10 protein-coding genes and 1 tRNA gene are annotated in these 15,074 nt (G+C 48.9%); 7 read left to right on the plus strand and 4 right to left on the minus strand.

The window, feature by feature from the left end:
- Positions 1-646 precede the first annotated feature (646 nt).
- Positions 647-1,621: a retron St85 family effector protein gene (locus LF929_RS06495; protein WP_123250068.1), complete on the plus strand. Its 975-nt coding sequence runs from the start codon at positions 647-649 to the stop codon at positions 1,619-1,621.
- Positions 1,618-2,556 carry a retron St85 family RNA-directed DNA polymerase gene (locus LF929_RS06500; RefSeq protein ID WP_123250067.1) on the plus strand — a complete coding sequence of 313 codons (939 nt, stop codon included), beginning with the start codon at positions 1,618-1,620 and terminating at the stop codon, positions 2,554-2,556. Before LF929_RS06495 ends, LF929_RS06500 begins: the two co-directional genes overlap by 4 nt.
- A 141-nt stretch (positions 2,557-2,697) precedes the next feature.
- On the opposite strand, the gene LF929_RS06505 is transcribed toward LF929_RS06500, so the two are convergent.
- From LF929_RS06505 to LF929_RS06515, 3 genes are all read right to left on the minus strand, one after another.
- Positions 2,698-3,738, minus strand: coding sequence for an IS481 family transposase (locus LF929_RS06505; protein ID WP_210175837.1), 1,041 nt, complete (start codon positions 3,736-3,738; stop codon positions 2,698-2,700).
- A 94-nt stretch (positions 3,739-3,832) separates the two neighbouring features.
- On the minus strand, positions 3,833-5,014 hold the full coding sequence (locus LF929_RS06510; RefSeq protein ID WP_226093332.1) for a tyrosine-type recombinase/integrase: 1,182 nt from the start codon (positions 5,012-5,014) through the stop codon (positions 3,833-3,835).
- A gap of 162 nt (positions 5,015-5,176) precedes the next feature.
- Positions 5,177-5,251 (minus strand) — tRNA-Arg (locus LF929_RS06515).
- A 503-nt stretch (positions 5,252-5,754) separates the two neighbouring features.
- On the opposite strand from LF929_RS06515, the gene mlaA reads away from it, so the two are divergent.
- Together mlaA and mqo are read left to right on the plus strand one after the other, a co-directional pair.
- Positions 5,755-6,516, plus strand: coding sequence for a phospholipid-binding lipoprotein MlaA (gene mlaA, locus LF929_RS06520; protein WP_038908571.1), 762 nt, complete (start codon positions 5,755-5,757; stop codon positions 6,514-6,516).
- 413 nt (positions 6,517-6,929) lie between these two features.
- A complete protein-coding gene (mqo, locus tag LF929_RS06525) occupies positions 6,930-8,501 on the plus strand; it encodes a malate dehydrogenase (quinone) (RefSeq protein ID WP_210174173.1) in 1,572 nt (523 codons plus the stop codon).
- A 79-nt stretch (positions 8,502-8,580) separates the two neighbouring features.
- Here mqo and fadL read toward each other — a convergent pair whose 3' ends face one another.
- On the minus strand, positions 8,581-9,846 hold the full coding sequence (gene fadL, locus LF929_RS06530; protein ID WP_038908570.1) for a long-chain fatty acid transporter FadL: 1,266 nt from the start codon (positions 9,844-9,846) through the stop codon (positions 8,581-8,583).
- 381 nt (positions 9,847-10,227) lie between these two features.
- Between fadL and LF929_RS06535 the strand changes: the two genes are divergently transcribed.
- The 3 genes from LF929_RS06535 to fadJ all read left to right on the plus strand — a co-directional run bounded on the left by LF929_RS06535 (position 10,228) and on the right by fadJ (position 14,432).
- Positions 10,228-10,524, plus strand: coding sequence for a YfcZ/YiiS family protein (locus LF929_RS06535; RefSeq protein WP_080646365.1), 297 nt, complete (start codon positions 10,228-10,230; stop codon positions 10,522-10,524).
- Positions 10,525-10,929: 405 nt separating this feature from the next.
- Positions 10,930-12,243: an acetyl-CoA C-acyltransferase FadI gene (gene fadI, locus LF929_RS06540; protein WP_210174325.1), complete on the plus strand. Its 1,314-nt coding sequence runs from the start codon at positions 10,930-10,932 to the stop codon at positions 12,241-12,243.
- The gene (gene fadJ, locus LF929_RS06545; RefSeq protein ID WP_210174174.1) at positions 12,240-14,432 is read left to right on the plus strand and encodes a fatty acid oxidation complex subunit alpha FadJ; all 2,193 of its coding nucleotides are present in this window, start codon (positions 12,240-12,242) and stop codon (positions 14,430-14,432) included. Before fadI ends, fadJ begins: the two co-directional genes overlap by 4 nt.
- Positions 14,433-15,074 lie beyond the last annotated feature (642 nt).

Consider the following 15,074-nt stretch of genomic DNA (forward strand, 5'->3'; position numbering starts at 1 on the left):
CTGAATATTGCCACTCGCGTGTAAGCCGCATCCGGCAAGGGATTGCCGGAGCGTTGGCTGATTGTATCGTTATCCCTTCATTGCCGAAAAATCCACGCAAAATAAAAAATATCCTTTCCAGTCATACAGATAATCTCAATTTGTATGGTATTTCCCTTCCCCAAAAAGCCTGAAAACTGAAAAATGCTGAAATGTGTTTCAATCATTTCAGTCGAGCTGTGTACGCTGATAGCCCAGGCACTGCGCGGGCTGGCGCTATGGTTTGTAGAAAAGGAAAACTGAAAAATTTCATGACTACGAAAACCGCAGGCGGGTGCGGTGTAGTGCCGATTTTGTGGTGTGGGTAATTATTATGGAATTAGTAAGGGTCATTGACTGCTGGGTATTCTTTGGTATTCTTTAATGGCCTTTACGCGTTGGGATAATGTTTTATCCTAGTCGGGCGTTTCGCCAGACTCTAATTTATTGTGGACATTTAGGGTTGCGCTTCAGCACTTTCAGCAAGATCCTTCATTCCACTGCGTTTCATTCAGGAGCTCACTGAAAGTCTGAAGCGCATCCTTCAGGTAAAGGATCCGAAAGGTGGCTGTTTAGCCACCTTTTTATTATAAGATAGGGGGTCACAAGGTTGAGTGATTCTGCATATATGAATGCATTACAAGAGCAGTTTGGAGATTTGAACCATTCAAATTTCATTGTTCAATTTATGCCCCCGATAATTTTCGTTTGTGGTGGTCCGATGAATGCCACACCTATAAGTGTAAGAGATTACATTTTTACATACTTTGCTGGCCACCATCCTGAATTATCAGACTCACTTATACTTGCTGAAAATTTCCATGATTATTTTAAAGATGGCGCTTATTCTGATTTAATGAGTTTTGAGGATGATATAGCAAATATATCGACTCTTGTAGTCATATGCTTAGAAAGTGCAGGCTCCTTGGTTGAGTTAGGGCTTTTTGTTAATAGAAAAAGCCTTGCGCAGAAATTACATATTATTGCACCATTGGAAGAGATAGAAGGTAATGTCGAGAAAAAAATACCACCAAAGTCCTCTTTTATATATCTCGGTCCATTGGAGTATTTGAAAAGAATTGATGAAAGTTACGTTTCTGTATATCCGTGGCCTAAAAATAATTCATTGGTTTATAACGAAATAGAATTAATTTCTCATGATATCAAGGCTAGACTTAAAGGTGTAAGAAAGACTGAAAAATATAGTCCAGATAATAGTGGCCACCTTGCTATATTAATTTATGAGATAATCCTCTTATCAGAACCAATTAAGAAAACAGAGATTGAATGGGCTTTGTACTGTATGGATATTGATGTTTCTCAGAAAAAAATATCAAGACTTTTGTATCTTCTTGGAAAGATGAATCTTATCTCATATATTCAATATAGTGGCCCTGATTATTTTTATACTATAGGACATAAAGAGAGTAAAATTAAATTTGGACTAAGCAAAAGCGGAAAAATAAAAGATGCAATGGGAATGAAAATAGCAATAAGACAGTCTTATTTATTTATTGATAATAAAGAAATGGATGAGACAGCTAAGAAAAGAAAAAATGTTCTTTCCCGTATAAATGAAACTAGGGAGAAAGGTAAGGTATGAAACTATTAGAGATAATATCTAAAGGACTTTACTTAACGGAGGATGAGGCTAAGCGGTATATCGCTACAATGCCTAGACGTTATAAAAGATATCATATTGCTAAAAGAAATAGTGATAAAAAACGATTGATAGCTCAACCTGCTCGGCAGGTTAAATCTATCCAACGATCTGTGATTAGCATAATACATGATGAAATTTTAATTCATGAAAATGCATATGCATATGCATCAGGAAGAGATATTAAAAAAAATGCAGAAATGCATAGAAAGAATAAATATATTTTAAAAATGGATTTTAAAAATTTCTTTTTAAGTATCAAACCTCATAATTTATTTCATGTGTTTGAAAGACAAGGGATCATTCTTGATGATGAGGATTTTTTTGTCTATGGGTGTCTTTTCTTTTGGAAGCAAAGGAGGAATAGCCCTTTACGTTTAAGTATAGGTGCGCCTTCATCACCATTTATATCAAATGCTATAATGTTTTTCTTTGATGATGTTATAAGTAATAAATGTAAAGAAATGGATGTGTCTTATACAAGATACGCAGATGACATGACATTCAGTACGAATAATAAAGGTATATTGTTTGATTTGCCAAAGTTAGTAAGAAATACTCTTAATGACGTAGGGCTTAAAAATATAAAAATAAATCATGAAAAAACAGTGTTCTCTTCGAAGAAATTTAATCGACATGTAACTGGGGTAACTATAACGAATGATGAAGCTCTATCTATTGGTCGAGAAAAAAAACGATTACTAAGAACCAAAATAGACTACTATCGTAAGGGTTTGTTAAACCCAGGTGAAGTAATGAAGTTAAAAGGTGAGTTAGGATTTGCAAAGTTTATTGAGGAAGGTTTTATAGAAAGAATGATTAAAAAGTACGGCATTGAACTTATTGAATCAATTAAGAAATTTGAAATAAATGAATGATGTGAATTTTTATTAGGAATGGTTTTGGGGTTTTATTTATGATCGCTGTATTTCATTAATTAAGTTCTGCTAGTTAGATTATATGTATTAGCTCAGACCTGATCTGACAGTTACCGGTTATTTATACAGGTGTCTGTCAGATTACATCTGGCTTAAATTTTTATCAGCCCAGATGCGTTTTCCATCAAGTAATGTTTCCATTGGCGTCCGCCCACAGCACATTTTTCCCTGATGGGTTCGCTCATTATTATAGTGAGTCAGCCATTCATCAAGGTCCGCTTGTAATGTGTCGAGATCGCCATATAACTTTTTACGGAACGTCACCTGATAAAACTCGTTTAGTATCGTTTTATGGAACCGCTCACAGATACCGTTGGTTTGTGGCGACATCGCTTTGGTTTTCGTGTGGTCGATGTCATTTATCGCCAGATACAGCTGGTAATCATGTTGCTCCACTTTGCCACAGTACTCTGTGCCTCTGTCGGTCAGTATCCTCAGCATCGGCAGGCCATGAGACTCATAAAACGGCAGTACACGATCATTCAGTAAATCAGCTGCTGTAATCGGCGTTTTAGTCACGTAGAGCTTGCAGTGAGCTACTTTCGAATACGTATCGACGAACGTCTGCTGGTAAATCCGCCCGACGCCTTTCAGATTGCCCACATAGAACGTGTCCTGCGAGCCCAGATAGCCCGGATGAGCGGTTTCGATTTCGCCACAGGCTTCGTTATCACTGGCTTTACGTTCCAGCGCGGCAATTTGGGTATCAGTAAGTTCGATACCTTCACGAGACACTTTTTCTTCCAGCGCTTTCAGACGTTTTTTGAAGTTCTCAAGGTCGTGACGCAGCCAGACTGAACGAACGCCGCTTCCGGAGATAAAAACACCTTGTTTACGCAGCTCGTTGCTGGTCCGGTGCTGGCCGTGAGCCGGGAATGCGACAGCATAATCAACAACAGCCTGCTCAGTGGCATCATCGGTACGATTTTTAAGGTTAGGAGCGCGACGACTACGGTTTATCAGTGCATCCACGCCGCCTTCATCAGCCAGTTCGCGATAACGATAAAACGTATCCCGTGAAACGCCCATGATTTTGCAGGCTTTGGATACGTTGCTGAGCTCTTCAGCGAGGTTGAGCAAACCAGCTTTGTGTTTGATAACGGGATTGGTAGTATGAAACATGAGAGTTACCTTGTGTTTTGTATAAGGCTTCGACACCCCTATCAAAACCGGTAACTCTCAACCTTTCAAGGCCATGTGTCAGATCAAGTCGCGACTAATACAGATTATATATGAATGTGGTTTTTTTTGCATACCACTGCAACATCTCCCTACGCCCTTCCAAATATTGCGCATGATTATAAGTTCCACGGATGGAGTTTTTATCAACATGCGCAAGCTGCATTTCAATCCATGCGCTGTTAAATCCGTGTTCATGCAAAATCGTACTCATGGTGTGGCGAAAACCATGACCGGTTAAACGTCCGTGATAGCCCAGGTTTTTTATCACTTTGTTGATAGTGGCATCGCTTATCGGTTTTCTGGTGTCGTTTCTTCCTGGGAAAACGAATTCATAGTAACCGGTTAGTGTCTTTAGCTCTTTCAGGATGGCTATTGCCTGTGTAGACAGTGGTACCAGGTGCGGACGTCGTTTTTTCATGCGCTCTTTCGGGATTTCCCACAACGCATTATCTAAATCAAATTCATCCCATTTTGCGGCGCGTAGTTCAATGGTTCTTACACCGGTCAGCATCAAAAGCTGTGTGGCGTATTTAGTTATCTTACTGCCGGTGTAATTGTTTAGCGCAGCGACAAACTCCGGTAACTCACTTTCCGTCAGGAACGGGAAATGCTGGCTCTGGGGCTTATTCATGGCGCTGGCCAGGTCAGGGGCCGGGTTGTACCTGGCACGTCCGGTCACCACCGCATAGCGGAAGACTTCACCACACCGGCGGCGGATCTTGCTGGCTTGTTCCAATGCCCCGCGTTTTTCGATCTTTTGCAGAACGGCCAAGAGTTCAAGTGGCGTGATTTGGTCTATCGGGCGTTTACCCAGGAACGGAAAAATTTCCTTTTCCAAATAGCGTATCACTTCTTTGGCATACCCTTCTGACCAGGTTGATAGTTTCGAAGCGTGCCATTCTCTTGCTACGGCCTCGAAGGTGTTTTCTGTAGAGAACTGAAGCGACAATTTTTCCGCCCTGCGGGCATCGCTGGGGTTGATGCCGTTGGCTAACATCGCTTTAGCTTCATCTCGCTTCTTCCGCGCTTCAGCAAGGGATACGTTGTCATAGGTGCCAAAGGAAATGAGCTTTGGCTTTCCGGCAAACCGATAGCGGAAACGCCAGCCTTTCGTACCGGTGCTGTCGATCAGCAAAGACAGCCCATTGCCGTCATTGAGGGTATAGGGTTTATCCTGGGCTTTGGCCTTTTTGATTTTGATGTCGGTCAGCAGCATAGGTGTATAGAAAAAAGATCGAACCTGTCATATACACAATTTTATACACATAGTTGCCGGGCTTCTATAGGCTTTCGTTGGATGGGGTAAGACTGGTCTTTCTTCTTTTTATTTGTTTTTAAAGGTTTTTTAGACTTGCTGAGAAGGTGTGAGACGAGGTGATGGCGTCCCCAGCAGGAATCGAACCTGCAACTAGCCCTTAGGAGGGGCTCGTTATATCCATTTAACTATGGGGACCGCGTTGGCGATGCATTATACCCGATTTGGCTGTCTTCATAAGCACTTGCCGGTGCGTTTGCTCAATCCGCCACCAGTTTTGAGCGGTATACCGGCCTTAATCATGCTATCTTCCGTTATCCGAATCGCCCTGATAGGGGGATGACTGCATAGCAAGTCACTGAATTCGGTTGCGATCGCACAATGGGTGCTGGAATTTTGCGAGAGGCTAACGCAGGATCTGCACTCTGCCACGGTTGAGCATCATGTTGGCGACGGTGGTGAACCGGTGGACGTCTTTGTTCATCGAACCGGGTAAGAACCGGACAATTCCGAAGCATTGATGAGAGCTGCGTCACGTCTGGTGTTGCGATCAGGCGATTGCCATTTTCCGATATGCCGCGACAGGGCGGCACGGGCAAACCAAAGCCCGGTGTATTAAAATGATAACATGTGGCCTTGTGCGCTGACGGCCCAGTGGCAGGTCGTGCGGACCGCATGAAAGTTCAGCAGGGAGATACGTTATGAATTTTCGTCTGGGTGGTGTGGTACTGGCGAGTGTGGTGCTTGTCGGCTGTGCCAGCTCTAAAACCTCAGCGCCGGAGCAACGTTCGGATCCGCTGGAAGGATTCAACCGTACCATGTTCGGGTTCAACTACAATGTGTTGGATCCCTATGTCGTTCGTCCGGCAGCCGTAGTCTGGCGTGACTACATGCCACAGCCTGCACGTAACGGGCTAACCAATTTCTTCGTCAACCTGTCTGAACCTGCCGCGATGGTGAACTATTTCGCTGAGGGGAAACCCTATCAGGCAATGATTCACCTTAACCGTTTCTTCCTCAATACATTATTAGGTATGGGTGGCCTGATTGACGTGGCCTCGATGGCGAATCCTAAACTGGCGAAAGAAGAACCACACCGTTTCGGCAGTACCCTGGGTTATTACCATGTGGGCTACGGGCCTTATCTGGTGTTACCGGGGTATGGCAGCGCGACATTACGTGAAGACGGTGGTGGTGTCGTGGATACGCTCTATCCACCATTGAGTTACCTCACGTTCTGGATGTCGGCGGGTAAATGGGTGGTGCAAGGGCTGGAAACCCGTGCCAGCCTGCTGGATTCCGACGGGTTGCTGCGTAATTCGTCTGATCCATACCTGATGGTGCGTGATGCTTACTTCCAGCGCCATGATTTCCTGGCGAACGGCGGTAAATCCGTTCCGGTGGTCAACCCGAATGCTAAGGCGATTGAAGGCAGTCTGGACGAAATTGATTCAAATAAATAAGTCTGGTTGTCGTGTTATACAGGCACCTGCGGGTGCCTTTTGTAACTAATTTTCCCGTCAAACCCCTTCTGTTACAGCCAATTGATTGTTTGTGAAGCGTTATTTTATTGTTAACCGTTTATTTAATTACATAAATTCATTTTTATCGTTTATGTAACAATAATAACAGACGGTTAGGAAAGGTAACGATTCAGCTGCCCTGGGCAGGCAATCCGCATGTTGCGTAACCTGTTTTTATCTCCGCCTGTCGTCATCCGGCTCTATGTCGTATCGACATCATAAAGGCAGGTTTGACTACCACGGTTTGTCACTGTTTCCCGCATGGTTTATCGCTTTTGTATCGTTATCTCGCTAATCGGGAATCACCCTTGTTCACCTGCAGGGATGACACACTGACATAATGGGACATAAATATGAAAAAGTTACTGGTTACCACCTTGTGTCTGGGCACAATAGGGCTGGCACAGCCTGCCATGGCAGAGGAACAGCACGCTGTGGATGTGGTGCTGATTGGCGGCGGAGTCATGAGTGCCACACTGGGGACATATCTACAGGCGCTGGAGCCGAACTGGACCATTAGTATGGTTGAGCGGCTGGACAACGTCGCGCAAGAGAGTTCCAACGGCTGGAATAATGCTGGCACCGGCCACTCGGCATTTATGGAGCTGAACTATACGCCGGAAAAAGCCGATGGCTCGATTGATATCAGCAAAGCAGTTGAAATCAGCGAAGCGTTCGAGGTTTCCCGCCAGTTCTGGTCTTATCAAATTTCCCATGATGTGATGAAAGACCCGTCGTCGTTCATCAACAGCGTACCGCACATGAGCTTCGTGTGGGGGGACGAGAACGTCAATTATCTGCACAAACGCTATCAGGCGTTGCAGCACAGCACCTTATTCCGCGGCATGGCGTTCTCGGATAATCCGGAACAGATAAAACAGTGGATTCCACTGGTGATGGAAGGGCGAGACTCACAGCAGAAAGTTGCCGCTACCCGCATGCCGATTGGTACCGATGTCAACTACGGCGAAGTAACCCGCCAGTTGGTGAATGGATTGCAACAGCATTCGACTTTCAACCTGAAACTGAACAATGAAGTGCGTGATATCAAACGTAACCCGGATAAAACCTGGCGCGTTGTGGTCGCTGACCTGAAAAACGGTGGTAAAGAAAGCGCGATTAACGCGAAGTTTGTGTTTATCGGCGCGGGCGGTGCAGCACTGCAATTGTTGCAGAAATCCGGTATTCCGGAAGCGAATAACTACGGCGGCTTTCCGGTCGGTGGTGAGTTTCTGGTGACGGATAATCCGGATATCGTAAAACGCCATCTTGCCAAGGTGTATGGCAAGGCGTCGGTTGGCGCGCCACCAATGTCAGTCCCGCATCTGGATACCCGTATCTTTGATGGTAAACCGGTGCTGCTGTTTGGCCCGTTTGCGACTTTTTCCAGTAAATTCCTGAAAAACGGCTCATTGTGGGATCTTATCTCGTCAATGAACACCTCCAATGTAATACCGATGATGGATGTGGGGATCGACAATTTCGACCTGGTGAAATACCTGATCGGGCAGCTGATGATGAATGATGATGACCGTTTTGCCGCGCTGAAAGAGTACTTTCCGCAAGCCAAACCATCTGACTGGCGTTTGGCGGTAGCGGGGCAGCGTGTCCAGGTCATCAAAAAAGACAAAGAGCTGGGCGGCGTACTAAAACTGGGTACCGAGATTGTCAGCGACAAAGATGGAACCATTGCCGCACTGCTGGGGGCTTCGCCGGGGGCATCCACCGCCGCGCCTATCATGCTTAGCCTGTTGCAAACGGTGTTTAAAGATAAAGTCGCCACGCCACAATGGCAGGCGAAGCTAAAAGAAATCATCCCGTCTTACGGCCAGAAACTGGAAGGCAACATCGAGCTGACGAATAAGATTCGCAGTTACACCAGCAGTACGCTGAAACTGGATTACATGGAAGTGAAACCGGAGTAATCACCGCATCAGCCATCGCTATGCAGGAAAGCAAAAGGCCGCAATCGCGGCCTTTTTCTCGTAGACAGAAGGTGTTGTGTCAGAAGCTGTAGTTAAAGTTCACACCGTACAACCACGCCTGCCCTTTAGAGGTAAAGGTGTAGGAAGGCACGCTCTGGGAAATGCCCGGCTCGTGGATAGTCACTTTCTGTCCGTGCATGTAAGACACACCCACATCGACCGACGCGTCTTTATTGAAGGCGTAAGTGGTACCGGCGCTCAGCCACAGACGATCCTGATCCGGAATGGAGATAGTGCGTTTGTCTGCCGGAACCGGGCTATCGTCAAACGCGATACCCGCACGGAAAGTCCAGTTGTTGTCGTAGTAGTAGGTGGTTCCTAACGCGATACGGTAGGCGTCGTGGAAGCTCTCGTCTTTTTGGAACAACTGCTGGCCGCTGCTGCCAGTAGCGCGCAGTTCCTGGAATGCGCTCCAACTGGTGTAGGCCAGGCTGTAGTGGACGGCCCATTGCGGTGCAACACGATGGTACGCGGAGAACTCCCACATTTCCGGCAGGTTGAGCGTCAGCTTACCGGGGATGGTGGTACCACTGGTGCCGCGTGGTGCTGCCAGGTCACTTCGGAAAGAACCGTTAAAGTCGATATCGACTTTAGAACGGTAGCTCAGGCCAAAACGGTTATTTTTATCCAGCTCGTACAAGAGACCGGCGTTCCAGCCATAACCCCATTCTTTACCGTCCAGATGCGTTATCTCAGCGGTTGGGTTCACGCGCAGCGCCGGGCCGATTTCACCGGCATTACGCACAATTTTGGCATCGGCGTATACGGCGTTAACACCCAGACCAAAGCTGAAATGCTGGTTGAGGCGATAGGCGGCGCTCAGGTTCAGGTTGGTCGTTTTCAGGTCGGTTTTGCCCGCAATGGAACCGGCACTGAAATTATCACTGAATTCGGTCGCCAGACCGAAGTTGGTGGTGGCAAAAGCACCTACCGCCCACTGATCGTTCAGCGGCATGATGAAATGCAGGTTAGGCACCCAGGCGTTTGGCGCGATGTTATTGGCGCTGGCGTCACGGCCGCTGCTGCTACTGCCGTGCAGATTGATGTCCGGGTCAATATAGGTGACACCGCCGGAAAACGATGGGCGATCAAACATCGTCATCGTGGCTGGGTTACGGCTGCCGGAACTGGCGTTATCTGCAATGGCACTTTCACCGGAGAAGGCACGCCCGAGGCCCGATGAAGAGAATTCATTCAACTGGAAACCCGCTGCAGTTGCATTGGATGCCATGAGCGCCAGCGCCACAGCAAGTGATGTTTTCTTTAACAGGACTTTCTGGCTCATGACCGAAACCTCACTGATATTGGCTATTTTTGTTAGCGTGTAACAAGGGACGCGCATTGTAGGGGGGCTTACTGGGCTGACAAATCAGACCAGTTACGAAAAATATAGAATTAACACTATGAAATGTTTTCTTAAAGTTCCATGTATGTTGCAAAAATGATTCAAGAATTTGGATCTAGTTAACAAATGTTATGGTTGTGTTTAGGGTTTTTAGCTTATTTCATTGAAAAATAACGCCAATGCGTGATCTGTGTCACGCAATGCCCCTTTAGTTGGTAAGTGCTAGTGATAGGCCATCCGTGTGAGTAAAATGAGAGCCAGATTACATTGATGGCCCGCTTCCGCTTGAGGAAGCGCCTGTCACCGCAGAGGAGTTTTGTCATGACAAACGCGATTAACAAATGTAGCGCAGAAGAAACCGCCGCCTGTTGCTGTGTGGATGTGGGAACCGTAATGGATAATACCGACTGCACGGCGTCTTACAGCCACGTATTCACCAGTCGTAGCGATGCGGAGCAGATGCAGAAGCAATTAACGGAAAAAGCCCGTTCAGTTGAATCCGAACCTTGCGTGATTGATGCCCGCCTGTCTGAGGTGGATGCCGGGGTCAAACTGGATATGGATTTCACCTTCAGTTGCCAGGCCGAAACGCTGATTTTCCAGTTGGGTCTGCGTTAATCCTCGGCTGTGCCAGTACAGCCCTGAGCCAATGAACAGCCCTGAGCCAATAAACAGCCTGAAAACTAACTGAGCGAATAAACGGCCCTGAGCGGGCCGGAAAATCGCCCCGGTGTACTCTGCCTCGCTTTGTGTCTGACACTAAACGGGGCGGTATTTGCTCGGGGTCACCTCGTCATTATTCCTGTCATTTCTGCTATTTCCGTTTCTGCGTTTTTACGACCTTGTACCATGGTGTTTTCGTCTGGTTATGCCCTGTCGTATCGCTATATCTACTTGCCCCAGCGTACCGGGAAGCGTGGCCGGGTTCGCTGTTTGGTATCGGCTTGTTTGCATAATGTAATCTTCAGGTTAACAATGAGTTCAAACCTCCTCGACCTCTGAAAAGGGATGAACCTCATGGTTATGCGCGAAGTCACGCCGTTGCTCACCCGACGCGGCGATCGGATTGCGATTGTCAGTGGATTGAGAACCCCGTTTGCCCGGCAGGCGACGGTATATCATGGCGTTCCGGCGCTGGAGCTGGGGAAGCTGGTGGTGAATGAGTTACTGCTGCGTAGCGGTGTTGAACCAGAGCAGGTGGATCAACTGGTCTTCGGTCAAGTGATTCAGATGCCTGAAGCCCCCAATATTGCGCGTGAAATTGTGCTGGGTAGCGGCATGAGTGTTCACACCGATGCTTACAGTGTTTCCCGTGCCTGCGCGACCAGTTTTCAGGCGGTAGCTAACGTCGCCGAAAGTATTTTGGCTGGCTCTATTGATATCGGTATTGCTGGCGGAGCAGACTCGGCGTCGGTGCTGCCGATTGGCGTTAGCAAGGCGCTGGCGCACACGCTGGTTTCTCTGTCGCGGGCCAAAACACTCAGCCAGCGGCTGGCGTTGCTGGCCCGGTTGCGCCCCCGGGATTTACTTCCGGTAGCGCCTGCCGTCGCGGAGTATTCCACCGGGTTGCGGATGGGGGACACCGCGGAGCAGATGGCGAAAGACTACCGTATCAGTCGCGACGCGCAGGACGCATTCGCCCACCGTTCCCATCAACGGGCGGCTCAGGCCTGGGCTGATGGCGTGTTACGCGATGAAGTGATGACGGCCTGGGTGCCGCCGTATAAGCAGGCCATCAGCGAAGACAACACCATTCGTCGTGACAGCGCGCCAGAACAGTATTCCCGCCTTACCCCCGCCTTTGACCGTCGCTACGGTAGTGTGACTGCGGCTAACAGTTCGCCGTTGACTGATGGCGCTGCGGCGGTGTTGCTGATGAGCGAATCCCGGGCCAGCGAACTGCGCTTGACCCCGCTCGGTTACCTGCGCAGTTATGCCTTTAGCGCGATCCCGGTACAGCAAGACATGTTAGCCGGGCCTGCGTATGCCACGCCACTGGCTCTTGGCAGGGCAGGCATCCGGCTTGATGACCTGACGCTGATTGACATGCATGAAGCTTTTGCTGCTCAAACGTTAGCTAACCTTCACCTGTTCGCCAGTGCAGAATTCGCCCGCGACAAACTGGGCCGTAGTGCACCGATAGGTGAGGTGGATGAGGCGCGTTTTAATGTCCGCGGTGGTTCGATTGCTTATGGGCATCCGTTTGCGGCAACCGGCGCGCGGATGATTACCCAAACGTTGCATGAATTGCGTCGACGGGGCGGTGGGTTAGGCTTGGTGACCGCCTGTGCGGCGGGTGGTCTGGGTGCAGCGATGGTGGTGGAGGTGGCGCAATGACGGAGCAGTTAGGGATGGGCCAAACGGATGAGCGCGGCACCCAAGCCGCTTTCCAACTGACATTTCGCCCTGACCACATCGGGGTGATTACCGTGGATGTCCCCGGTGAAAAAGTGAATACCCTGAAAGCGGAATTTGCTGAGCAGATGCAAAGCGTGTTGTCACAAGCCCGGCAGTACAACGGCCTGCAGGGGCTGATTATTCTGTCAGGAAAACCGGCGTCGTTTATTGCGGGGGCGGATATCGGCATGTTGGATGCCTGTGCCAATGTGGCCAGTGCACAGAAGCTGGCCGAAACTGGCCAGCACACGCTGGATGCGATCGCCCATCTGCCGTTCCCGGTGGTGGCGGCTATTCACGGTACCTGTCTGGGTGGTGGTCTGGAACTGGCGCTGGCGTGCGACTATCGGCTCTGTACCGCCGATGACAGCACCCGCCTCGGATTACCGGAGGTGCAACTGGGGCTATTACCGGGAGCGGGGGGGACCCAACGTCTTCCACGTCTGATAGGCGTGGATCGTGCGCTGGAGTTAATACTCACCGGGCGACAACTGCGCGCTGCGCAGGCACGGCGTATCGGGCTGGTTGATGAGGTGGTAGCCTCCGCCGTCTTGCTGGAGGCAGCGCTGGGTTTTATTCGCCGGGGTAAACGGCCGGTGACCTCACCCGGCTGGCGACACCGGTTACTGATGCTGCCGTATGTTCGCCGTTGGCTGTTTGAGCGGGTGCGGCGACAGACGCTGGCAAAAACACAGGGCAACTATCCGGCGGCGACGCGCATCATTGAGGTGGTGCGCCGTGGTCTGGAGCAAGGGAGTCAGGCGGGGTATCAGGCCGAGGCCCGCGCGTTCGGGCAACTGGTGATGTCGCCGGAATCCGTGGCATTGCGGCGGTTGTTTTTTACCACCACGGCATTGAAAAAAGATTTTGGTGCGCCGGTGGCTCCTGGTCCATTACGTCGTGTCGGCGTGCTGGGCGGTGGGTTAATGGGGGGCGGTATCGCCAGTGTGACGGTACTGAACGGCCAGTTACCGGTAAGGATTAAGGATATTCAAGAGCAGGGGATCACCCAGGCATTACACAGTAGCTGGCAACGGCTAAACAAGCAGGTGGCCCGTCGGCGTATAACACCGGCAGAACAGCGGCGACAGATGAGCCTGCTCTCCGGTGGCACCGATTATCGAGGGTTTGAGCATGTTGATGTGGTGGTGGAAGCGGTATTTGAGGATATCGCGCTCAAACAGCAGATGGTGCGGGACATCGAGGCGGTCACGCCACCCCATACCGTGTTTGCTACCAATACGTCATCGTTACCCATCCATCAGATTGCCGCGGGGGCCAGCCGTCCAGAGCAGGTGATCGGCCTGCACTACTTTAGCCCGGTGGATAAGATGCCGCTGGTTGAGGTCATCCCCCATGCAGGAACCGATAACTCGACGCTAGCTACCACGGTGGCATTGGCGAGAAAGCAGGGCAAAACGGCGATTGTTGTGGCGGATAAAGCCGGGTTTTACGTCAATCGCATTCTGGCACCTTACCTGAATGAAGCAGCCCGCTGCCTGCTGGAAGGGGAACCGGTAGAGTCGATTGACCGGGCGCTGGTACGTTTTGGTTTTCCTGTCGGCCCGTTTACCTTGCTGGATGAAGTGGGGATTGATGTGGCGATGAAGATTGTACCCGTGCTGGTCGCCGAACTGGGAGAGCGATTCTGCGCGCCTGCGGCACTGGAGGCGATAGCCAGAGATAACCGCAAAGGGCGTAAGAACGGACGGGGTTTTTATCGCTACGATCTGTCTCGTTATGAGCGGTTGTGCAACTGGTGGCGTCGGCAGCATAAAGTCTCTGATAGCCGTATCTATCGCTTGCTGGATGTTACGCCAACCGCGCATCTGGACCCGGCGTTGATGACGCAGCGCTGCGTCATGATGATGCTCAATGAAGCGGTACGCTGTCTGGATGAAGGCGTGATTCGTCGCCCAGGGGAGGGGGACATCGGCGCAGTAATGGGCATTGGGTTCCCACCGTTCCTGGGGGGACCGTTTCATTATATGAATCAATTGAGTATCACGACAGTGGTCGGTACGCTGCGGTCATTGCAAAAGCAGTACGGCGATCGGTTTGCCCCTGCTGAAGGGCTGCTCCGTCGGCAGTCTGAACAGACCGGTTTTATCGATGACACGATGAGTTAATCACTTAAGAACCTGTTCCGTCAGGGCTAATTTACTTGCCGTTTTGGTATAGGTACCACAGGGTCAAGGCAGGGGCATCCTCACGTTGCGTTATCTTGTTTATTCTTCCCCCGAGAGGGGGAATAAAGACGGCAATGTATTAAAAACAAGTTTTTTGAATGAATCAACCCGATCTTGTTTAAAAAATATCATTATTTTATGACGAGAAGGGCCTTCGCTGAATTTAATTTTTGGTTAAGGCCTTTAATTAATAAATGTATTAAATACAAAGACGAATTTTTTGAAGGTGTCTATTTTATCTTTTTGAAAAATAGTGTTTTTAATTGGGTGGCTTATGGTCTTCCTTTACCCGGAATAACAATTCCCTGAGTGCTGAGCATAATACCGCGCTGAACTATTTAAATATGTTGTATTCGTTGCCAGTGTTGTCTGTGTTTACTATGAGTGAGGCAGCGTCTTTTTTCCAGCATTTCCCATGTTAATAAGATGAAAAAGTGTAAAAGTGTCATAAAAATAAAACCGGTGTCGGTTTGTTCTGTATTCTCAGGATTGATAATTTTTTTATCTGAATAAAAATTATATCGCAGTTTAAAATGTTGCTAACCGAGAGGGAATTGATGGTGAGTAGCATATTATGATGCG

The sequence above is a fragment of the Dickeya oryzae genome (genome assembly GCF_020406815.2).
Classification (GTDB): Bacteria; Pseudomonadota; Gammaproteobacteria; order Enterobacterales; family Enterobacteriaceae; genus Dickeya; species Dickeya oryzae.